Annotated in this window: 18 protein-coding genes and 1 pseudogene; 12 read left to right on the top strand and 7 right to left on the bottom strand. The window is 64.0% G+C overall.

Translation table 11 applies throughout. The features are described from left to right. Positions 1 to 21 precede the first annotated feature (21 nt). Positions 22 to 921, top strand: a complete 900-nt coding sequence (locus HU748_RS06955; RefSeq protein WP_186719823.1) for a pyridoxal-phosphate dependent enzyme — start codon at positions 22 to 24, stop codon at positions 919 to 921. Here HU748_RS06955 and HU748_RS06950 read toward each other — a convergent pair. Together HU748_RS06950 and HU748_RS06945 are read right to left on the bottom strand one after the other, a co-directional pair. Further along, positions 912 to 1457, bottom strand: a complete 546-nt coding sequence (locus HU748_RS06950; RefSeq protein WP_186666766.1) for a cytochrome b — start codon at positions 1455 to 1457, stop codon at positions 912 to 914. The two genes, HU748_RS06955 and HU748_RS06950, sit on opposite strands and share 10 nt — an antisense overlap. Before the next feature lie 151 nt (positions 1458 to 1608). Continuing rightward, complete coding sequence (locus HU748_RS06945) at positions 1609 to 2598, bottom strand: DUF1853 family protein (protein ID WP_186667002.1); 990 nt, start codon at positions 2596 to 2598, stop codon at positions 1609 to 1611. Positions 2599 to 2641: 43 nt separating this feature from the next. Between HU748_RS06945 and HU748_RS06940 the strand changes: the two genes are divergently transcribed. The 11 genes from HU748_RS06940 to HU748_RS06890 all read left to right on the top strand — a co-directional run bounded on the left by HU748_RS06940 (position 2642) and on the right by HU748_RS06890 (position 14618). Further along, positions 2642 to 3532 (top strand): NAD(+) kinase, encoded by an 891-nt coding sequence (locus tag HU748_RS06940; RefSeq protein ID WP_054893119.1) that lies wholly within the window; start codon positions 2642 to 2644, stop codon positions 3530 to 3532. Next, complete coding sequence (locus HU748_RS06935; RefSeq protein ID WP_186719808.1) at positions 3532 to 4503, top strand: metallophosphoesterase; 972 nt, start codon at positions 3532 to 3534, stop codon at positions 4501 to 4503. Before HU748_RS06940 ends, HU748_RS06935 begins: the two co-directional genes overlap by 1 nt. Next, positions 4500 to 5378, top strand: coding sequence for a rhomboid family intramembrane serine protease (locus tag HU748_RS06930; RefSeq protein WP_186719807.1), 879 nt, complete (start codon positions 4500 to 4502; stop codon positions 5376 to 5378). Before HU748_RS06935 ends, HU748_RS06930 begins: the two co-directional genes overlap by 4 nt. Before the next feature lie 14 nt (positions 5379 to 5392). Further along, on the top strand, positions 5393 to 5653 hold the full coding sequence (locus HU748_RS06925) for a DUF1315 family protein (RefSeq protein ID WP_065861159.1): 261 nt from the start codon (positions 5393 to 5395) through the stop codon (positions 5651 to 5653). Further along, positions 5650 to 6480 carry a DUF2797 domain-containing protein gene (locus HU748_RS06920; RefSeq protein ID WP_186666763.1) on the top strand — a complete coding sequence of 277 codons (831 nt, stop codon included), beginning with the start codon at positions 5650 to 5652 and terminating at the stop codon, positions 6478 to 6480. Before HU748_RS06925 ends, HU748_RS06920 begins: the two co-directional genes overlap by 4 nt. 13 nt (positions 6481 to 6493) lie before the next feature. Next, positions 6494 to 9154: an aminopeptidase N gene (gene pepN, locus HU748_RS06915; protein ID WP_186719801.1), complete on the top strand. Its 2661-nt coding sequence runs from the start codon at positions 6494 to 6496 to the stop codon at positions 9152 to 9154. A 234-nt stretch (positions 9155 to 9388) separates the two neighbouring features. After that, positions 9389 to 10411, top strand: a complete 1023-nt coding sequence (locus HU748_RS06910) for a YCF48-related protein (RefSeq protein WP_186719800.1) — start codon at positions 9389 to 9391, stop codon at positions 10409 to 10411. After that, positions 10408 to 12804 carry an RND family transporter gene (locus HU748_RS06905; RefSeq protein ID WP_186666760.1) on the top strand — a complete coding sequence of 799 codons (2397 nt, stop codon included), beginning with the start codon at positions 10408 to 10410 and terminating at the stop codon, positions 12802 to 12804. Before HU748_RS06910 ends, HU748_RS06905 begins: the two co-directional genes overlap by 4 nt. Before the next feature lie 126 nt (positions 12805 to 12930). Next, positions 12931 to 13221 (top strand): DUF5629 family protein, encoded by a 291-nt coding sequence (locus HU748_RS06900; protein ID WP_186666759.1) that lies wholly within the window; start codon positions 12931 to 12933, stop codon positions 13219 to 13221. Beyond that, positions 13187 to 14317 carry a lactonase family protein gene (locus HU748_RS06895; protein WP_186719799.1) on the top strand — a complete coding sequence of 377 codons (1131 nt, stop codon included), beginning with the start codon at positions 13187 to 13189 and terminating at the stop codon, positions 14315 to 14317. Before HU748_RS06900 ends, HU748_RS06895 begins: the two co-directional genes overlap by 35 nt. Before the next feature lie 121 nt (positions 14318 to 14438). Beyond that, a complete protein-coding gene (locus HU748_RS06890; protein ID WP_186666757.1) occupies positions 14439 to 14618 on the top strand; it encodes a hypothetical protein in 180 nt (59 codons plus the stop codon). Positions 14619 to 14744: 126 nt separating this feature from the next. On the opposite strand, the pseudogene HU748_RS06885 reads toward HU748_RS06890, so the two are convergent. The 5 genes and pseudogenes from HU748_RS06885 to HU748_RS06865 form a co-directional block, all read right to left on the bottom strand. Further along, positions 14745 to 14885 (bottom strand): annotated as a pseudogene (locus HU748_RS06885) (glutathione S-transferase); the annotation flags it as partial. 45 nt (positions 14886 to 14930) lie between these two features. After that, the gene (locus HU748_RS06880; protein WP_186719798.1) at positions 14931 to 15668 is read right to left on the bottom strand and encodes a hypothetical protein; all 738 of its coding nucleotides are present in this window, start codon (positions 15666 to 15668) and stop codon (positions 14931 to 14933) included. Between the two features lie 203 nt (positions 15669 to 15871). Then, positions 15872 to 16465 carry a glutathione S-transferase N-terminal domain-containing protein gene (locus HU748_RS06875; RefSeq protein WP_186719797.1) on the bottom strand — a complete coding sequence of 198 codons (594 nt, stop codon included), beginning with the start codon at positions 16463 to 16465 and terminating at the stop codon, positions 15872 to 15874. After that, positions 16462 to 20106: an AAA family ATPase gene (locus tag HU748_RS06870; RefSeq protein WP_186719795.1), complete on the bottom strand. Its 3645-nt coding sequence runs from the start codon at positions 20104 to 20106 to the stop codon at positions 16462 to 16464. The genes HU748_RS06875 and HU748_RS06870 overlap by 4 nt, the downstream gene beginning before the upstream one ends. After that, a complete protein-coding gene (locus HU748_RS06865; protein WP_186707896.1) occupies positions 20103 to 21338 on the bottom strand; it encodes an exonuclease SbcCD subunit D C-terminal domain-containing protein in 1236 nt (411 codons plus the stop codon). Before HU748_RS06865 ends, HU748_RS06870 begins: the two co-directional genes overlap by 4 nt. Positions 21339 to 21474: the final 136 nt, after the last annotated feature.

Here is a 21474-nt window from a genome sequence, read left to right as displayed (position 1 = left end):
AGGTTTTTCGGGATGCTGCAGATGTTCGATGGATTTCCCGGCTCCACCGCCGCGCCCCTGCAAAGCCTGCACCTGCCCTGGCTGGTGCAGGCTGGCGTGGCGTGCGCAGTATTGCGCCTGGACCTGATCGACCCACTGGTCAGTGGCAACAAGTGGTTCAAGCTGCAGCACCACCTGGGTGCTGCCCAGAAGGCAGGTGCACCCGGCTTGATCAGCCTGGGCGGCAACCACTCCAATCATTTGCACGCCTTGGCCGCTGCGGGCAGGCGCTTCGGCTTCGCCACCGCCGGGTTGTTGCGTGGTCAGCGGCAAGACACCCCGACCGTCCGTGACCTGGAGGCGCTGGGCATGACCTTGCACTGGTTGGGCTACGGTGGTTACCGGGCGCGAAATGAGCAGGGCTTCTGGCAACCCTGGCAGGCGCGCTATCCAGGCTGGCATTGCATCCCCGAGGGAGGGGGCGGCGTGGAGGGCGCCTTGGGGTGTGGGCAGATCGTCGAGCAGGCGCGGGCGCAACTGGCGTCTATCGGTTGGGACGATTACCACGCCTGGTGGCTGGCGGTGGGCACCGGTACCACGCTGGCAGGCCTGGTGCTGGCCGAGCAGGGCGCGCATCCGGTGCATGGCGCCCTGGCGGTGCCGCGCGACCATGGTGTGGAGCAGGGCATTGCGCAGTTGGCGGGTACAGCTGGCTATTGCCTGCACGACGCCAGCCGCGCTGGATTCGCCCGGCGCGATGACGCGTTGCTGGCATTCATTGCAGACAGCGAGCGTTACAGCGGTCTGCCGCTCGAGGCGATCTACACGGGGAAGGCGCTGCTGGCCCTGCGTGAGCAGGTCGAGGCCGGGCGATTTTCGCCCGGCACCCGCCTGATCTTCGTTCATACCGGTGGCCTGCAGGGGCGGCGCGGTTACTTGTAGGGCAGCATGCGCAGCAGTGTGTTGTCCCGGCGTATGTAGTGGTGGTAAAGCCCGGCAATGGCATGCAGCCCGATCAGCCAGTAGCCCCAGGTGCCGATGCGTTCATGCCAGCCCTTGATGAACTTCGCTTGGTCCGGATCCTGGCCGATCAGTGCAGGCAGCTCCAGCCCAAAGAATGGTATCGGCTTGCCCGCAGCGCTGAGGATCAGCCAGCCGGCCAATGGCATGCCGATCATCAGCAGGTAAAGCAGCACGTGAACCAGATGGGAGAGGCCGGTCTGCCAGGCGGGTGGCTTGGGCACGATAGGCGGTGTCGGGCGTGTCAGGCGCATGGCCAGGCGTAGCCATACCAGCACGAACACTGTGAGCCCGAGCATGAAGTGCAGGCTCTTCATCAGATCGCGCTCGGCACTGTCCTTGGGGAACAGCCCGCGTAGCTCGATGCAGGCATAGACGGCGGCGAGCAGCACCAGCATCAACCAGTGCAGGGTGATGGACAGGCGCGCATAGTGGGGCTCGGGAGTGGATGAAACCATGGTCGGTCCTCGTCATCAGGTTGGGTGGGCGCTCTTGCTGGCGCCTGGTGTGGACTTTAGCGCGTCGATTGGTAATTTTTCGTTGTTTCAGGTCGGTTGTTTCGATGATTTTTGGGCTCGGAACGGCATTTTCTCGAGCACTGGTCCTGGGTCATCCCGATAAGTTTGGCCAGCTGTCACGCACCAGAAACACTCGCTCCGCCTCTTGCCAGGCGCCTTCACCATCCTCCTCCAACCTCACCAGCAATTGTGCCGCGGCTCCTTCCTCCAGGCGCCACAGCCAGGCTGCAAAACCCGCCGCCCCCCAGCGATCCCCAGCCTCGACCCGTGCAGGTGCCAGCCAGGCATGGCGTTGCAGCGGTTGCCAGAGTGCCGTCGGGTGAGCGCTGGCATACTGCGCCCACTCGCGTCGATGCAGCCAGCGCCCGCGCAGGTGCGCAGGGTTGGCCCCGAAGGGGGATGTGGTTTGTCCCGGCCATGGATGAAAAAGATAGCCGCCCAGCCACAGGTGCGACTGCACATCGCCCACCTGCAGTTGATTCAGGGCTTCGCGGCTTTCGGCCCGAGCCGAGATCGGCAGTTGATGTGCGACCAGATGCGCCAGCTTGCTGCCAAGCCGGTCGTGGCAACCTGGACCCAGCCACTGCGCCGGGTCGCGGGCATCAGCCTGATCCGGCCCGAGGTAGAGCTTGATCGCCAGTTCCAGGTGATGGTCGCCCGTGCGATCGCGCAGCAGGATATCCAGCTCACCCAAGGTTTGCCGGCCCTGGCGGATTGCCAGGTTGGCGGCCAGCAGCTCGACGCCGGGTGCCTGCTGCAGGGCGAATTGCCAGAGGCTTTCGTAGTACAGCCCCAAGCGCCGGCTGGTGAGGCGCGCCAGCCACGCCTGCAAGGGCTGCGGATCGCGGTCGAGGGCGAGCAGCCAGTCGCGCAACTGCCCGGGATCGTCCGCCCAGCCGCTGGCCGCCAGCGGATGGCGTTGCGGGCAGGGTGGTTCGCTCAGCAGCGGCGGCGACAGCAGCGTCCACGCCAGATCGCGCACGCCAGGGTGGCGTAGCTGGCGGGGCAGGGCATGGAGGTCGGTGAAGGGCGTCATCCTGCGAGCATAGCCGGTTTGCCGCTGGCCGGTCGTTTCGCCCATAATCCAGGCATTGTCACCCGTCGCAGAGCCTTGCAGGAGCCCCATGGAGCAATTTCGCAATATCGGTATCATCGGACGCCTCGGTAGCTCGCAGGTGCTCGACACCATTCGCCGACTGAAGAAGTTCCTGCTCGAGCGCCACCTGCACGTGATCCTCGAGGACACTATCGCCGAAGTGCTGCCCGGTCACGGCCTGCAGACCTCCACGCGCAAGCTGCTGGGCGAGGTCTGCGACCTGGTCATCGTCGTCGGTGGCGACGGCAGCCTGTTGGGCGCCGCCCGAGCGCTGGCCCGGCACAACATCCCGGTGCTGGGTATCAACCGCGGCAACCTGGGCTTTCTCACCGACATTCGCCCCGACGAGCTGGAAACCAAGGTCGCCGAGGTGCTCGACGGCCACTATCTGGTCGAGAACCGCTTCCTGCTGCAGGCCGAGGTTCGCCGCCACAACGAAGCCATTGGCCAGGGCGACGCGCTCAACGATGTGGTGCTGCACCCGGGCAAGTCGACGCGGATGATCGAGTTCGAGATCTACATCGACGGCCAGTTCGTCTGCAGCCAGAAGGCCGACGGCCTGATCGTCGCCACGCCCACGGGCTCCACCGCCTACGCGCTGTCGGCCGGCGGCCCGATCATGCACCCCAAGCTCGATGCCATCGTCATCGTGCCGATGTACCCGCACACCCTGTCTGGCCGGCCGATCGTGGTCGATGGCAACAGCGAGCTGAAGATCGTGGTCGCCAAGGACCTGCAGATCTACCCGCAGGTCTCCTGCGACGGGCAGAACCACTTCACCTGCGCTCCAGGCGACACCATCACGGTGAGCAAGAAGCCACAGAAGCTGCGCTTGATCCATCCGCTGGATCATAACTACTACGAAGTCTGCCGCACCAAGCTTGGCTGGGGCAGTCGTCTGGGGGGCAGGGACGACTGATGCTCGATCCGGCACGCAGTTTCGACATCATCGGCGACGTTCACGGTTGTGCGTTGACCCTCGAACGCCTGCTCGACACCCTTGGCTACAAGCGCACGGGTGGTGTCTGGCGCCATGCGCGGCGCCAGGCACTGTTCCTCGGCGACATCGTCGATCGAGGCCCGCGCATCCGCGAGGCGCTGCACATCGTCCATGACATGGTCGAAGCCGGCCAGGCCCACTGCATCATGGGCAATCACGAGTACAACGCCCTGGGCTGGGTCACGCCGGCGCTTCCCGGCAGCGGCAAGGCCTTCGTGCGCGAGCACACGCCGCGCCATGCCCGCCTGATCGACGAGACCCTCACCCAATTCGCCCAGCATCCCGGCGACTGGCATGATTTCATCCAGTGGTTCTACACCCTGCCGCTGTTCGTCGACGCCGGGCGTTTCCGCCTGGTGCATGCCTGCTGGGACCACCAACTGATCGCACAACTCCGCGCCCAATACCCGAACGGCCGTATCGACGAGCACTTCGTGCAGGCCTCTGCGGTCTCGGGAAGCTTTGCCTCGACCGTGTGCAACCGCCTGCTGCGCGGCACCGACATGCGCCTGCCAGACGGCCTCACGCTGACCGGCGGCGACGGCCTGACCCGCGCCTTCTTCCGCACCAAATTCTGGGAGGAAGACCCGCAAACCTATGGCGACATCGTGTTCCAGCCCGATGCGCTGCCCGAGGAAGTGGCCCGCGCGCCGCTCAGCCACAGCCAGAAGAACGCGCTGCTGCGTTATTCGGAGGATGAACCACTGCTGTTCGTCGGTCATTACTGGCGCAGCGGCCACCCCGCGCCGATCCGCGCCAACCTGGCCTGCCTGGACTACAGCGCGGTGCTCTACGGCAAGCTGGCCGCCTACCGGCTGGACGACGAAACCCGCATCGACCCGCACAAGTTCGTCTGGGTCGATGTCGACCGACCGCAGGCCAGCCAATGAACGTGATCGAAGTGATACGTCTGCCGCTGGGTGTCGACCTCAGTGGCTTCGTCACCTTGTTGCGGCGCCTCGAGGTGCCGCACCGGGTAGTCGAGGAGGGCAGTGAGCAAGTGCTCTGGGTGCCGCCCGCCATGGCCGCGCAGGTGCTCGAGCTCTATCGCCGCTATCCTGACGGCAATGCCGATGCGGATTCGCTCGTGGGTGCGCAAACGCCCGCGAGCGAGCCGACCCGGCCGCCGCTGAAGGAGCAGTTGCGCGCCTGCAAGGTCACCGCTGCGATCCTGCTGCTATGCATTGCCGTGGTCGGCTTGACCGGCCTTGGCGAAAACCTTTCGACCCTGAGCTGGTTCACCTTCCAGGACTACCAGGTACAGGGCGACTACCTCTACTTCGTGCCGCTGGCCCAAAGCCTGGGTGAGGGCCAGTGGTGGCGCCTGGTGTCGCCCATGCTGCTGCACTTCGGCGTCCTGCACCTGGCCATGAACGGGCTGTGGTACTGGGAGCTGGGGCGGCGCATCGAGTTGCGCCAAGGGCCTTGGGCGTTGCTGGCGCTGACCCTGGTGTTCAGCCTGGTGTCGAACCTGGCCCAGCATTTCATCGGCGGCCCAAACCTGTTCGGTGGCCTGTCCGGAGTGCTCTACGGCTTGCTCGGTTACCTCTGGCTCTATCAGTGGCTGGCGCCCAACCCCTTGTTCAGCCTGCCCCGCGGCGTGCTGGTGATGATGCTCATCTGGCTGGTGATCTGCCTGAGTGGCGTGGTCGGCCAGCTCGGCTTCGGCCAGATCGCCAATGCCGCCCATGTCGGCGGGTTGCTCATCGGATGCCTGACAGGCCTCTTGGGTGGACTGCTGGCCCGGCGTAAACTGTCGGCTTGATTTAGGAGACGCTCATGTCCACTTTCGCGCAAATGATCGAAAACATCACCCCCGAGATCTACCAGAGCCTGAAGACGGCGGTGGAACTCGGCAAATGGTCCGATGGCCGCAAGCTCACCGCCGAGCAGAAGGAGCTGTCGCTGCAGGCAGTGATCGCCTGGGAAATCCAGAACCTGCCCGAGGAAGAGCGCACCGGCTACATGGGGCCGCAGGAATGCGCCTCCAAATCCGCGCCGATCCCCAACATTCTGTTCAAGTCGGACTCGGTACATTGATCGAACTCGCTCGTGGCTCCTTGAGCAAGATGGCGGTGCGTCTCGAAGCACCGGTCGTGCAGTACAGCTTTCGCCTCGGTGAAGAGCAGGTGCCGGTCAACCCGTTGATCGGCCAGTCGCTGCGTCTGGAATACCTCGGTGCGATCCACTGCACCCATTGCGGCAAGCGCACCAAGACCAGTTTCAGCCAGGGCTACTGCTACCCCTGCATGACCAAACTGGCCCAGTGCGATGTGTGCATCATGGCTCCGGAACGTTGCCACTACGATGCCGGCACCTGCCGCGAGCCGTCGTGGGGCGAGCAGTTCTGCATGACCGACCATGTGGTGTACCTGGCCAACTCGTCGGGCATCAAGGTGGGAATCACCCGTGCCACGCAATTGCCCACCCGCTGGCTCGACCAGGGCGCCAGCCAGGCACTGCCGATCATGCGCGTGGCCACCCGCCAACAGTCGGGCCTGGTCGAAGACCTGTTGCGCAGCCAGGTACCGGATCGCACCAACTGGCGCACCCTGCTCAAGGGCGATGCCGAAGCGCTGGATTTGGTCGCGGTGCGCGAGCAGATCTTCGATGCCTGCGCCGAAGGCTTGCGCGAGCTGCAAGGCCGCTTCGGCCTGCAGGCGATCCAGCCACTGCCCGATGCCGAAGTGGTCGAGATGCGCTACCCGGTCCAGGCCTACCCGAAGAAGATCGTCAGCTTCAACCTGGACAAGGACCCGGTGGTGGAAGGCACGCTGCTGGGCATCAAGGGCCAGTACCTGATCTTCGACACCGGCGTGATCAATATTCGCAAGTACACGGCCTACCAGCTGGCCGTGCTCCAGTAAAAGGATCGTCACCATGCGTACCGAACAACCGCAAGTGATCTACCTCAAGGACTATCAGGCGCCCGAGTATCTGATCGACGAGACGCACCTGACCTTCGAGCTGTTCGAGGACCACACCCTGGTCCATGCGCAACTGGTCATGCGCCGCAACCCCGAGCGCGGTGCCGGCTTGCCGCCACTGGTGCTCGATGGCCAGCAACTGGCGCTGCAGCGCGCCGCGCTGGACGACCAGGAGCTGCAGGCCGATGACTACCAGCTCGATGACAGCAGCCTGACCCTCCACCCCAAATCTGAGCGCTTCACCCTCGACACCAGCGTGAAGATCCATCCGGAAAGCAACACCGCGCTGGAAGGCCTGTACAAGTCCGGCAAGATGTTCTGCACCCAGTGCGAAGCCGAAGGTTTCCGCAAGATCACCTACTACCTCGACCGCCCGGATGTGATGAGCACCTTCACCACCACGGTGATCGCCGAGCAGCACCGCTACCCTGTGTTGCTGTCCAACGGCAACCCGGTCGGCAGCGGCCCGGCAGAAGACGGCCGCCATTGGGCAACCTGGGAAGACCCGTTCAAGAAGCCGGCCTACCTGTTCGCGCTGGTGGCGGGCGATCTCTGGTGCGTCGAGGACAGCTTCACCCGCCAGTCGGGTCGCGATGTGACCCTGCGCATCTACGTCGAGCCCGAGAACATCGACAAGTGCGACCACGCGATGGTCAGCCTGAAGAAGTCCATGCGCTGGGACGAGGAGGTCTACGGCCGTGAGTACGACCTGGACATCTTCATGATCGTCGCGGTCAACGACTTCAACATGGGCGCCATGGAAAACAAGGGCCTGAACATCTTCAACTCCAGTTGCGTGCTGGCCCGCGCCGAAACCGCCACCGATGCTGCCCACCAGCGCGTCGAAGGGGTGGTCGCCCATGAGTACTTCCACAACTGGTCGGGCAACCGCGTGACCTGCCGCGACTGGTTCCAGCTGTCGCTCAAGGAAGGCTTCACGGTGTTCCGCGACGCCGAGTTCAGCGCCGACATGAACTCGCGCACGGTCAAGCGCATCGAGGACGTCGCCTACCTGCGCACCCACCAGTTCGCCGAAGACGCCGGCCCCATGGCCCATCCGGTGCGCCCGGACAGCTTCATCGAGATCTCCAACTTCTACACCCTGACCGTGTACGAAAAGGGCGCCGAAGTGGTTGGCATGGTCCGTACCCTGCTGGGCGCCGAGGGCTTCCGCAAGGGCAGCGACCTGTACTTCGAGCGTCACGATGGCCAGGCGGTGACTACCGACGACTTCATCAAGGCCATGGAAGACGCCAATGGCGTCGACCTGACCCAGTTCAAGCGCTGGTACAGCCAGGCCGGCACGCCGCGCCTCGAGGTCAGCGAAGCCTATGATGGCGCGGCGCAGACCTACAGCCTGACCTTCCGCCAGAGCTGCCCGCAGACGCCGGACAAGCTCGACAAACTGCCGTTCGTGATCCCGGTAGCATTGGGCCTGCTCGATGCCGAGGGCAATGACCTGCCGCTGCAACTGGCCGGTGAAGCGGCTGCCAACGCCGCGACCCAACGCGTACTTTCGGTGACCGAAGCCGAGCAGACCTTCACCTTCCAGGGCATCGTCGCCAAGCCGCTGCCGTCGTTGCTGCGTGGCTTCAGTGCACCGGTCAAGCTGAGCTTCCCCTATGACCGCGACCAGCTGATGTTCCTCATGCAGCACGACAGCGATGGCTTCAACCGCTGGGAAGCGGGCCAGCAGCTGGCCGTGCAGGTGCTGCAGGAGCTGATCGGCCAGCATCAGCGCGGCGAAGCGCTGAAACTCGACCCTCGGCTGATCACTGCCCTGGGTACGGTACTGGCCAACGAGTCGCTGGATTCGGCCATGGTCGCCGAAATGCTGTCGCTGCCAGGCGAGGCCTACCTCACCGAAATCAGCCAGGTGGCGGATGTCGACGCGATTAATGCCGCCCGCGAGTTCGCTCGCAAGCAGATCGCCGAGCAGCTGTTCGATGCGCTGTGGGCGCGCTACCAGGCCAACCGCGAAGTGTCGCGCAACACCGCTTATGTAGCCGCAGCCGAACACTTCGCCCGCCGCAGCCTGCAGAACATCGCGCTGTCGTACCTGATGCTCAGCGGCAAGGCGCAGGTGCTGGAGGCTACGCTGGAGCAGTTCGAGCACGCCGACAACATGACCGAGCGCCTGACCGCGCTGGCCGTGCTGGTCAATTCGCCGTTCGAAGCCGAGCGCGCCAAGGCGCTGGAGGCCTTCGCCGAGCACTTCAAGGACAACCCCCTGGTCATGGACCAGTGGTTCAGCGTGCAGGCGGCAAGCAGCCTGCCGGGCGGGCTGGCGCGGGTCAAGGCGCTGATGCAGCACCCGGCCTTCACCCTGAAGAACCCGAACAAGGTGCGTGCGCTGGTCGGCGCCTTTGCCGGGCAGAACCTGGTCAACTTCCATGCCGCCGACGGCTCGGGTTATCGCTTCCTGGCGGACCTTGTGATCGAGCTCAACGCGCTCAATCCGCAGATCGCCTCGCGCCAACTGGCGCCGTTGACCCGCTGGCGCAAGTACGATGCTGCGCGTCAGGCGCTCATGAAGGGCGAGCTCGAGCGAATCCTCGCCTCCGGTGCGCTGTCCAGTGATGTGTATGAAGTGGTGAGCAAGAGCCTGGCTTGATTCATTTTTAAACCGGGCTGGCCGATTCGCGGGCAAGCCCGCTCCCACAAGGATCAGGGAGCGGGCTTGCCCGCGATGCTTTTTGGCGGTTAACAAAACATAACGTCCCGCCCGTTGTGTTCGCGCGATCTTCCCCGATAGGATGGCCCAAAGCTATTGCAGGGCTCTGGATCAAGGGTTTTCGCAGTACCTGCAAGGCATTGACCCACTACAAGAACACAACAGGGGGCGGTCATGAGGGAATGGCTGAAGGCGGATGCCAGGCGCGGAGCCTTGGCGTTGACGGCCAGCGCGTTACTGGCGCTGGGCACATGGACAGGCACCGCACAGGCCGCGGCCGTCGCTGAATACTCGGTGGAATCGGCCAAGGCCAGCCAGAGCCTGCTGATCGACGCCGTACACGCCGGCAAACGCCTGGTGGTGGTCGGCGATCGCGGCCATATCCTGTTCTCCGACGACCAGGGCAAGACCTGGACCCAGGCCCGGGTACCCACCCGACAACTGCTCACTGCCGTGTTCTTCCTCGACGACAAGCGTGGCTGGGCGGTCGGTCATGACGCGCAGATTCTCGCCAGCGGCGACGGCGGTGCGACCTGGAGCAAGCAGTTCGAAGACCTCTCCCGTGAAGCCCCGCTGCTCGATGTGCGTTTCATCGATGCCCAGCACGGCTTCGCCGTCGGCGCCTATGGCGCGCTGCTGGAAACCACCGACGGTGGGCAGAACTGGCAGGACGTCGCCGAGCGTCTCGACAACCCCGACCAGTTGCACCTCAATGGCATCACCCAAGTGAAGGATGCCGGCCTGTTCATCGTGGGCGAGCAGGGCAGCATGTTCCGCTCCAGCGACGACGGCCAGACCTGGTCGCATGTCGAAAGCCCCTACGAGGGCTCGCTGTTCGGCGTGACCGGCACCGGGCAAGCGCACACGCTGCTGGCCTACGGACTGCGCGGCAACCTGTTGCGCTCCACCGACTTTGGCGACACCTGGCAAGCCATCCCGCTGGAGGCCGGGCGGGGTCCGCTCGAATTCGGCCTGGCAAACGCTACGCTTCTCGAAGATGGCAGCCTCGTCGTGGTCGGCAATGGTGGCAGCGTGCTGCGCAGCCGCGACGATGGCCAGACGTTCACGGTGTACAACCGCGCCGACCGCATCGCGCTGGCCGGTGTCAGCGGCCTGGCCGATGGCGGCCTGCTGCTGGTGGGGCAGGGTGGCATACACCTGGCCACTGCTGAAGGCGCCGAGGAGGCTCGGCCATGACCCGTCCGGAGAATTTCAACATGCCCCACCACAAGGACAAGGCCACCCTGCTCGAGCGGCTGATCTTCAACAACCGCCCCGTGGTCATCGCCCTGTGCGTGCTGGTGAGCATCTTCCTGTTCTGGCAGGCCACGCAGATTCGCCCCTCCACCAGCTTCGAGAAGATGATCCCGCTGCAGCATCCGTTCATCGAACAGATGATGGAGCACCGCAATGACCTGGCCAACCTCGGCAACACCGTGCGCATCTCGGTCGAGGCGGTCAATGGCGACATCTTCGACAAGGACTACATGGAGACCCTGCGCCAGATCCACGACGAGGTGTTCTACATCCCCGGCGTCGACCGTGCCGGGTTGAAGTCGCTGTGGAGCCCGAGCGTGCGCTGGAGCGAAGTGACCGAGGAAGGTTTCTCCGGCGGCGAAATCATCCCCAACACCTACAACGGCTCGCAGGACAGCCTCGACACCTTGCGTGACAACGTGCTCAAGTCTGGCCAGGTCGGGCGGCTGGTGGCCAACAACTTCAAGTCGAGCATCGTCGACATTCCGCTGCTGGAAAACTTCCCCGACCCGCAGGACCCGGGCAAGCTGACCAAGCTGGACTACCAGAAATTCTCCCACCAGCTGGAAGAGAAGATCCGCGACAAGTTCCAGGCGCAGAACCCGAACGTTAAGATCCATATCGTCGGTTTCGCCAAGAAGGTCGGTGACCTGATCGACGGCCTGGTGATGGTGGCGATGTTCTTCGGGGTGGCGCTGGTCATCACCTGGGCGTTGCTGTACTGGTTCACCTGGTGCATCCGCAGCACCATCGCCGTGCTCATCACCACCCTGGTGGCGGTGGTGTGGCAGCTTGGGCTGATGCACGCGGTCGGCTTCGGTCTCGATCCGTACTCGATGCTGGTGCCGTTCCTGATCTTCGCCATCGGCATTTCCCACGGGGTGCAGAAGATCAACGGTATCGCCTTGCAGTCCAGCGATGCCGACAACGCCCTGACCGCCGCGCGGCGCACCTTCCGCCAGCTGTTCCTGCCGGGGATGATCGCCATTCTCGCCGATGCAGTGGGCTTCATTACCCTGCTGATCATCGACATTGGCGTGATCCGTGAGCTGGCCATCGGGGCCTCGATCGGTGTGGCGGTGATCGTCTTCACCAACCTGATCCTGCTGCCGGTCGCGATCAGCTATGTCGGCATCAGCCAGAAGGCCATCGCCCGCAGCAAGAAGGATGCGGTCTGCGAGCATCCGTTCTGGCGCCTGTTGTCGAACTTCGCCAGCCCCAAGGTGGCGCCGGTGTCGATCGCACTCGCGCTGGTCGCCTTTGCCGGCGGGCTCTGGTACAGCCAGAACCTGAAGATCGGCGACCTCGACCAAGGCGCGCCGGAGCTGCGTCCGGATTCGCGCTACAACCAGGACAACAGCTTCATCATCAACAACTACTCGACCAGTTCGGATGTACTGGTGATCATGGTCAAGACCCCGGCCGAGAGCTGCTCGATCCACTCGACCATGGCGCCGATCGACGAACTGATGTGGACCATGGACAACACCCCGGGGGTGCAGTCGACCATCTCCCTGGTGACCGTGTCCAAGCAGGTGATCAAGGGCATGAACGAGGGCAGCCTGAAGTGGGAGACCCTCTCGCGCAACCCGGACATCCTCAACAACTCCATCGCCCGTGCCGATGGCCTGTACAACGCCGACTGCTCGCTGGCGCCGGTGCTGGTGTTCCTCAACGACCACAAGGCCGAGACCCTCGAGCGCGTCACCGCTGCAGCCAAGACCTTCGCCGATGCGCACAACAAGGAAGGCCTGCAGTTCCTCATGGCGGCCGGTAACGCCGGCATCGAGGCGGCCACCAACGAGGTGATCAAGTCGGCCGAGCTGACCATCCTGATCCTGGTGTACATCTGCGTGGCGGTGATGTGCATGATCACCTTCCGCTCCTTCGCCGCCACCTTGTGCATCGTCCTGCCGCTGGTCCTGACCTCGGTGCTGGGCAACGCCCTGATGGCGTTCATGGGCATTGGCGTGAAGGTTGCGACGCTGCCGGTGGTCGCCCTGGGCGTGGGCATCGGTGTGGACTACGGCATCTACATCTACAGCCGCCTGGAAAGCTTCCTGCGCGCGGGCCTGCCGCTGCAGGAAGCCTATTACGAGACCCTGCGCTCGACCGGCAAGGCGGTGCTGTTCACTGGCCTGTGCCTGGCGATCGGCGTGTGCACCTGGATCTTCTCGGCGATCAAGTTCCAGGCCGACATGGGCCTGATGCTGACCTTCATGCTGCTGTGGAACATGTTCGGCGCGCTGTGGCTGCTGCCGGCCCTGGCGCGGTTCCTGATCAAGCCCGAGAAGATGGTGGGCAAGGAGGGTGGCTCGATCTTCGCCCATTGAGGAAACCGACGCTATTGGTGCAGGAGCGGCGCAAGGCCGCTCCTGCAAGGTTTCAAGGCCTCTTGCAGTGATCCGAAGAAGTGATCCGAAGATATAATGGCCACCTTCCTAGCCCAAGGTGCCCCCATGCCCCCTCTCGCGACCGCACTGCAAACCTGCGACATGCTCCTGATCGATGGCCTGCACGCCTTCGAGTTCACCTGCGACACTTCCGGCCTCATGATTGAATGCATGGACGGCCGCCAGTTGCGCCGCTGGAGTTTCACCCCCGAGCAAATGGCTGCCGCCCGCGCAGAAGGGAACGATTGGTTGCTCCACGACGCCCAAGCAGAACACCGTCTAGTCTTGATGAGTGCGTTTCGCGCCCCGGAAGATGACGAAGATGAAGCTGACCTGGAAGCGCCTGCTGACCGCTAGTCTGATGAGCCTGTCGATCCACTCCCAGGCTGCCACCTTGCTGGTCGGCAGTTACACCGAGGGTGCCAGCCAAGGCATCTACCGTTATCAATTCGACCCGCGCAGTGGTCAGATCGCCACGCCAGCCCGGCAGGTGGTCAAGGCTGTCAGCCCGTCGTGGCTGGTGCTGTCGGCCGACCAGCGGCAACTGTTCACGGTGAACGAAACGCCCATGGGGCACCTCAGCAGCTTCGCGGTGAGTGCCAATGGCGAGATCACGCCGCTGAACCAGGTCGCCAGCCTGGGCGACGAACCGACCCACGCCAGCCTCAGTCACGACCAGCGCTACCTGTTCGTCGCCAATTACGCCGTGGCGCCCGATCCTGGCGGTAGCCTGGTGGTGGTCCCGGTGGCGCGTGACGGCAAGCTCAAGGCGGCGCTACAGCAGTTGCGCCATGCCCCGAGCAAGGTCAACCCCGAGCGCCAGGCCGGTGCTCATGTGCATTCGGTGGTCCAGTCGCCCGATGGCCGCCACCTGTATGCCAGTGACTTGGGGGCCGACAAGGTGTTCATCTACCGCTACGACGGCGCCAGTGCCGACCGGCCGTTGAGCCCGGCGATACCCGCATTCGTCAGCTTGGCGCCAGGCAGCGGGCCACGGCACCTGCTGTTCGATGCCAAGGGCCGGCATGCTTACCTCACGCTGGAAATGAGTGCCGAGGTGGTGACCTTCGATGTTCTGGACGGTGCGTTGCATGAGCGTCAGCGCCTGCCGTTGACCGACAGCAGCGATCCTGCCGCCAAGGCCGCGGGTGGCCTGCACTTGTCCGCCGACGGACGTTTCCTGTACGTCAGCAACCGCGGCAGCGCCAATCAGATCGTGGTCTACGCCGTGGGCAAGGACGACGGTCAGTTGACCTTGTTGCAGCGTCGCTCGGTGGAAGGCGATCACCCACGCGAATTCACTCTGGACCCAAGCGGCAACTTCCTGTTGGTGGCCAACCAGAAGAGCAACCAGATCGTGGTCATGCGCTGCGATCCGCGTACTGGCAAGCTTGGCGAAACGGTGCAGACACTGCTCCAGGACGCGCCTTCGGACCTGAAGTTTCTCGATTGACTATCAATCGGCGTGATAATCGCTACTGCTGCAATGAATTTCAGCCAAGCGCCTCGTCGGCGTAAGTTTGACCCAAGGCCCAAGAGGGCCACTGTCAAACACCGAAGACGAGGACACTCCGATGAACTTCAATCTCTTCCCGGTCATTGCCGCTTCCGCCATTTCCGCTTCCGTCGTGCTGCCGGTCCATGCCCAGTCGGAAAGCCGCAGCAAGGCTGCCGAAACCCACAGCTACACCGAGCAGTACCTGCGCCAGAGTGCCCACTTCCACGCAGCCCTGAGTGCCAAGCACAGCAACTGATCGACCCCTGACAGGTTCTTGTGGGAGCGGGCTTGCTGGCGAAGCAGTCACCACGGTGCCATGGCACCGACTCCGCCGGTGTTCGCGAGCAAGCCTACTCCCACAGGAACCTGGTCAATCGGTTTTTCAGCGGACCATGATCGCCTTGAACAGGTCCGATGCCAGCCATCCCTGCAACCAGCTCCGCACCCGCGGATAAGCCGCCTCGGCGAACCACTGAGGTTCGACCCCGGCGAACTGGCGCAGCAATGGCAGCAACGCGGTGTTCAGCCCAGTAATGCGTGAAAGGTGTTCGCCGTTGGCAGAGACCTTTCAGATTTCATGCGGCTTGCCGCCAGGAATATGGGTAGGTGCCTTGTCGTTGCAAGCGACACCGATTTGCAGGTTCTTTTCGCCGTTGTAGGGGTTTCCTTGGCGATCAATCAAGTAGAAGACTTCATGCAGGTATTGCTTACCCTGCTCTTGGTAGCAGCGGAATGAGGTGTTCTCTGGGAAAGCGGATTTGATCTCGGCGAAAGGCGTGTCTTTCCCGATCATTTGATTGAACTTGGATTGGTCGTACTTCACCACGGTGCGCAAATTCACGAAGTCCGCGAAATAGCTATGCAATTCCTGGCCCGAGCGACTGCCATGCTTGCTCCACTCATGGCGAAACATACCTTCTGGTCGCTGCGTGACCATGTTGGCCAGCTTGGGAATCTTCAGGACTGCTTGCATCTGCTCGTCGGAGATCGTGCATTCCTTGCCCGTACATTTGGACAGGGCCTCACAGAATTGTGGGTGGCGATTGTTCTTGGGCTCAATGCTTTTGCTGTAAGGCCAGATTCCATGGGTGAGGAAGGCCTGTGGCGCGTTCTCACAACCCGCAGCCCATTTGTCCTGGGGCTTCCTGAGTTTTTCCATTTCACAGAAAGAGGGTTGCCAAGTCACCGAATACACCAGGAAATCGGTGGGAAATTCAGAGGGTGATGGGCCGGCTTCTTCGTTGGCATCCATTGCCCAAGCGTTGGTGGCAGCGAGAAGTGCCAGGCTGGCGAGTAGTTTTTTCATCGGATCCATCCTCAGATAACACCGCATGTTGATGCGGTTTACGAGGAATCTACTGCGCTATGCGCGTTATTGACCACTGGCAAAAATGACAGGTCATGGGCATGTCAACTTGGACGGTGCCGAACTGACATGGGTTTATTCCCTATCGGTTCAGGCCGCCGGACGGCTGGAAACAAGTCCGACCTGGCACAGAAAAGGTTGTTTCACCGAGCCATGACTGCCTTGAACAGGCTTGAGTCCAGCCATCCCTGCAACCAGCTCCGCACCCGCGGATAAGCCGCCTCGGCGAACCACTGAGGTTCGACCCCGGCGAACTGGCGCAGCAGTGGCAGCAACGCGGCATCGGCCAGGCTTGGGTGGTGTGCCAGCAGGAAAGGCCTGTTCTCGAGCAGGCCTTCGAGCTCCGCCAGCCAGGCCTCGGCCTGCTGGCGGTAGTGTTCGCGTGAATGCTCCGGGTAGCGCTCAGCGTACTTGTACAGGTTGACCTGTGCCTTGAAATCCCGGTCATTGCGCGCGATCAACGCCTCGCCTCGTTCAGCCGCCAGCGGATCGGCCAGCAGCCGCCAGTCCTGCGGATCGTCATGCGCCAGTGCCCAGCGCATGATATCCAGACTTTCTTCCAGCACCCGCTCCCCGGTATCGAGCACCGGCACCGTACCCTTGGGCGACAGAGCCAGCAGCTCGGCCGGCTTGTCCTTGAGCGACACCTCGCGAATTTCCACGTCACAGCCTGCATAGCGCAGGGCCAGGCGCGCACGCATGGCCCAGGGGCAACGGCGGAACGAATAGAGAATCACCCGCAGACCTCGACATCGCTCAGGCCGTTGCCCTGGCGACGCACCTGGATCTGTACCGGAATACGCTCATGCATTTCCTGCACGTGGGAAATCACCGCGACCTTGCGACCCTGGGCCTGCAGGCCGTCGAGCGCATCCATGGCCAGTTGCAGTGACTCGGGGTCCAGGCTGCCGAAGCCTTCGTCGATGAACAGCGATTCGATGCGCAGGGTGCTGGAGGCCATCGATGCCAGCCCCAAGGCCAATGCCAGCGAGACCAGGAAGGTCTCGCCGCCCGACAGCGAGTGCACCGAGCGCAGTTCATCGCCCATTTCGGTATCCAGCACCAGCAGGCCGAGGGCGCTGCCGCCGCGTTTGAGGCGGTAGCGCCGGGCCAGCTGGCGCAACTGGTTGTTGGCGTGGTGCAGTAGCAGGTCGAGGTTGTAGCCTTGGGCGATCTTGCGGAACACATCGCCTGAGGCCGAGCCGATCAGGTCATTGAGCCGACCCCAGCGCTGGCGCTCGCCACGGGCCTTGTCGATGTCCTCGGCGAGTGCCTGGTGCGCCTGTTGGCGGCGCTGGTCGTCGGCCTGCTGGGCACGCAGCTCGGCGCAGTGCTGTTCGTGGATGGCCAGTTGCTCGCGCAGTTCGCCAAGGCTCTGCTGCAGGTCTTGGGCCGAAGCCTGGACGGCGGACTCGGCGCTGTGCTGTTGCAGACGCTGTTCGCGCTCGTGCAACAGCACCTGCGCTTGCTCGACGGCCTTGTCGGCATCTTGCAGGTGCTGGCGCAGCGCGCTGACGGCGGCCTCATCGATGGCCAGCAGGCGCTCCAGGCCGACGTCGTCCAGTTCAGGGTCTTCGGCGCGCCATTGGGCGATGTCGCCGTGCAGTTGCTGGTGTTCCTGTTCCAGTGCCTGCTGGCGATTGCCGTTGGCCTTGAGCTCACTGGCCAACTGCACGCCTTGGGTGCGCAGCGTCTGCAGGTGTTGTGCGGTATCGGCGTCGAGCGCCCGTGCCTGCTCCAGTTGCGCATCCATATGCTGTTGCCAGGCTTCGGCGCTGGGCTGTTCGCCGAGCAACTCGGCCAGCGCGGCCTGGGCCTGCTGTCGCTGGGCCTCGAGGGCGGCGAGTTGCTGGCGCAGTTGCTCCTGGGTGTCCAGCCGTGCTTGATGCTGATCGCGCAGCTTGTCCAACTGGAGTTGGCGCGCCTGCTGTTCTTCCTGTTCGTCCTTGCGCCGTTCGAGCTGCTGCAGGCGCTGGCTGATCTGCTGGTCGAGGGCGACGAAAGCGTGGGTCGGATCGTCGCTCAGGGCCTTGAGCACGTCGCCCGGCAGCACGCTGGCGAGGTCCTTCAGCCCTTGCTCCAGTTGCTGCTCGTCGTTGGCCAAGGCTTGGTGTTGTTGGTCCAGATGGCGCTGGGCCTGTTGCTGGGCTTCTTGTGCCGCCTGCAATTGCTGGGTGAGGCGTGCGGCGTCCTTCTGCAGGGCGAGCAGGGCGCTCTGGCGTTTCTCGTCCTTGCCGATTTCCTCGTCCAGGCGCCGCAGCTGGCTGTCGAGCCAGACGCTGCGTGCCTTGTCGTCCTGTGGTGCCAGGGCTGGCCATAGACTGTGGGCCTGCACCTGTGCCACCAAGGGTTGCAACTGTTCGCCGAGCTGCTGTTGCTGCTGCTGGAAATCCTTGAGCTGGGCGTTGACCACGCCCAATTGGGTGCGCAGTTCCACCAGTTGGCCGTTGAGGGTCTCGACCTGTTTCTGCGCGGCTTCTTCTTCGGCCTGGTCATGGCGGCCAAGGCTCTGCAGCAGCGCTTCGGGCTGGTGGAACGGATGCTCGGCGCTGCCGCAGACCGGGCAGGGTTCGCCGTCGCGCAGTTGGCCGCGCAATTCTTCGACGCTGGTGTTGCGCGCCAGGCGTTGGCGATCGAGCAACTGGCGGGTGAGGGCGAGTGCCTGTTCTGCCGTTTCCAGCCTGGCCTTGGCCGATGTGCCTTCGCCGATCAGTTGCTGGCGCTGCTGCATGGCCTGTTGCTGCCGCTCACGCAGGGCGTCGAGCTGCTGGCGCAGTTCCATCTCGCGACCGTGCAGGCTCGACAGTTCCTCGACTGCGCGCTGCTGCTTGCGGTTGTCCTGCAGCATGCCGCCGAGCAGGTCGATCTGTTCGGCCAGGGCCTGGGGCTCGGCCTTGGCTTCGCGGAACAGCAACTCGAAGCTGTCGCGCTGGGTTTGCAGTTGGGTATTGGCCTGGCTGGCCTGTGCCTGCAAGCCTGGCAGTTCTTCGCGACCCTTGGCCAGGCGGCTGCCGATCAGCATCACCTGCTTGAGTTGCGGGAGGTAGGCCTGCCAGGCATTGGCCAGGCCCGCCAGGTGTTGGCTGTCGGCCAGTGCGGTGTCGATCAGGGCCAGTTGTTCCAGGCTGCGCTGCTGGTTCTGTTCCAGCTGCTGCAGGTGCTGCTGGCTTTCGGCAAGGTCCTGCTCAGCCTGCTGGCAGGCCGAGTGCTGTTTCGCCAGGTCCTGGTCGAGGCGGGCGAGGCCGTCCTGGGCGGCAAAGGCCTGCCGCAGGCGGGGGGCGTTCTCGCTGTGCTGCGCCTGGCTTTGTGCGAGCGCATCGCGTGCGCTGAGCTGCGCCTGCTCCAGTTCGCCGATACGGGTGTGCAGTTCGGTCTGCTGGCGTACCTGCTCGGCGATTTCGGCGGCCAGCGGTGTGAGCTGGGCGGCCAGGGTCAACTGGCGGTGGAACTGATGGCGCTGGGGGGCCAGGCGCTCCAGGCGTTGCAAATCGATACGCTGCTCGCTGAGCTGTGCGCTGGTGTGCTCGGCGGCCTTGAGCGCTTCACTGGCTTCGGTGTGTTGGGCCAGCAGGCGCTGCTGTTCGCTGAGCCAGATGCACTGTTGTTCAAGCTGCCGCTCGCGCGCCTGTTCGCCCTTGAAGTGCTGTTGCGCCTGCTCCAGGCGCTGGTCAAGTTCGGCACGGGCCTCAGCGGCCAGCGGCAGCAAGTGGCTGGCGCGCTCCTCAAGTGCCTTGAGCGCCTCGGCGGCCTCGCGCGAGCGGGTGAAGGCGCGCTGCCCCAGGCGGGTATAGATGGCCGTGTTGGTGAGCTTTTCCAGCAGTTCGCTACGTTCGCGATCGTCCGCCTTGAGGAAGGCTCCAAACTCGCTCTGGGCCAGCATCACCGCACGGGTGAACTGCTCGAAATTCAGCCCCAGGCGGGCTTCGGCCAGTTGCTTGTATTCGTTCTTGCCACTGGCCAGCAGTTGTTCGCCGTCCAGGTCGTAGAAGCTCTGGCGGCTGTGTTGCAATTTGCCGTTGGCCTTGTCACGCGCGCGGTTGGCCTCCCAGCGGGCGCGGTAGCGCTTGCCATCGATGCCGACGAAATCGACCTCGGCAAAGCCGCTGCCGGTGCCCCGGCGCAACAGGTTGCGCGGATCGGAGGTGGGGATTTCGCCATCGGCGTCCGGCACCTTGGCTTCGCGGCCGATCTCGTTCAGACGTGGCACCGTGCCGAACAGCGCCAGGCACAGGGCGTCGAGCAGGGTGCTCTTGCCTGCGCCGGTCGGCCCGGTGATGGCGAACAACCCGGCGCTGGCCAAGGGCTCGGCAGTGAAGTCGATATCGATGGGACCGGCCAGGGAGGCAAGGTTCTTCAGGCGGATGGCCAGGATCTTCATGGCTGCTCCTCCAGTTGCACGTCCTGCAGCAGCAGGGCGAAGTCGCTCAGGGTCTGTTCATCGACGGGGCTGCCGTAGGCCTGCTCCCAGGCGCGGCCGAACAGGTCCTGCGGGGTCATCTGCGACAGCTCGACGAAGGCCTGTTCGTCCTCGTCCTGAGCATTGCGCCCGGCATATTCGGCGCTGATGCGCACCAGGCGCACCGCCTTGCCCTGCAGTGCGCTTTCTATCTGCTGGCGCAGGTCGGGCTGCGGCTCGTCCAGGCGTACCCGCACTTCCAGCCATGGCTGGCGATTGGGGTCTTCGAGAAGGTCGATCACCGGCAGGTCGGCAAGCTGCTCGAGCAGTTCGCCGAGCGGTGCCGGGCCCATGCGCTGCAGGGCCACGGCCCGAGGCACCAGGCGCGGTTCGACGCTGAGCAGCTCGGTGCCGTCCAACTCGATCTCCAGTACCTGGTGCGGATAGTTGATCTCGGCGAACGACAGCGGGATAGGCGCGCCGCTGTAGCGGATGCGGTTCTCCCGGTTGACCTTCTGGGGCTTGTGCAGGTGGCCCAGGGCGACGTAGCTGATGGCCTTGTCGAACAACCGCGCCGGCAGGGCTTCGGCGTTGCCGATGATCAGGCTGCGCTCGGAGTCTTCGGAAATCGAGCCACCGGCCATGTGGGCGTGGCTGATGGCGATCAGCGCCTGGTCCTTCTTGCGCTTGCCAAGGGCGGCGGCGATCAGCTGCTGGTGCACCTGGGTGATGCCCTGCAGGTAGTCATCGCCCAGTTGCGGACCGGTGACTTCTGCCGGGCGCAGGAAGGGCAGGGCTAGGCACCAGGCACAGACCTTGCCGCGGGCGTTGGTCAGCGGGATCAGCAGGCGCTCGGCGTCGAGCTGGCCTTCGTCCAGCCAGTGCACCCGGCCCAGGGCGTGGGTGCGCAGGCGGCGCATCAGGGCGGCGGGCAATTCGATGCGCGAGCCGGAGTCGTGGTTGCCGGCGATCATCACGATGTCCAGCTTGGGCTGCTGTTCGTGGGCCTGGACGATGAAGTCGTAGAGGCGCTCCTGGGCTTTGACCGGTGGGTTGACCGTGTCGAAGATATCCCCGGCGATCAGCAGCGCGTCGGGTTGGCGCAGGCGTAGCTGGCCGAGCAGCCAGTCGAGGAAGCAGGCGTGTTCGAAGTCGCGTTCCTGGCCGTGGAGGCTCTGGCCCAGGTGCCAGTCGGAGGTGTGAAACAGACGCATGGAGGACCTGTTGGTGTCGAATCAAGCGACCGGTCGGGGCTGCGCTTGAGATGGGGTCTCGGAGGGCGGGTATGGTAACCCAAGTGGCTGTGCAGGTTCGCTTTGCTGTTGCTGCCGAAGTTGTTGGGCGAGGTGT

The organism is Pseudomonas sp. RW3S2, from assembly GCF_014268955.1.
Taxonomy (GTDB): domain Bacteria; phylum Pseudomonadota; class Gammaproteobacteria; order Pseudomonadales; family Pseudomonadaceae; genus Aquipseudomonas; species Aquipseudomonas wayambapalatensis.
This window is presented reverse-complemented; position numbering and strand designations above follow the sequence as displayed.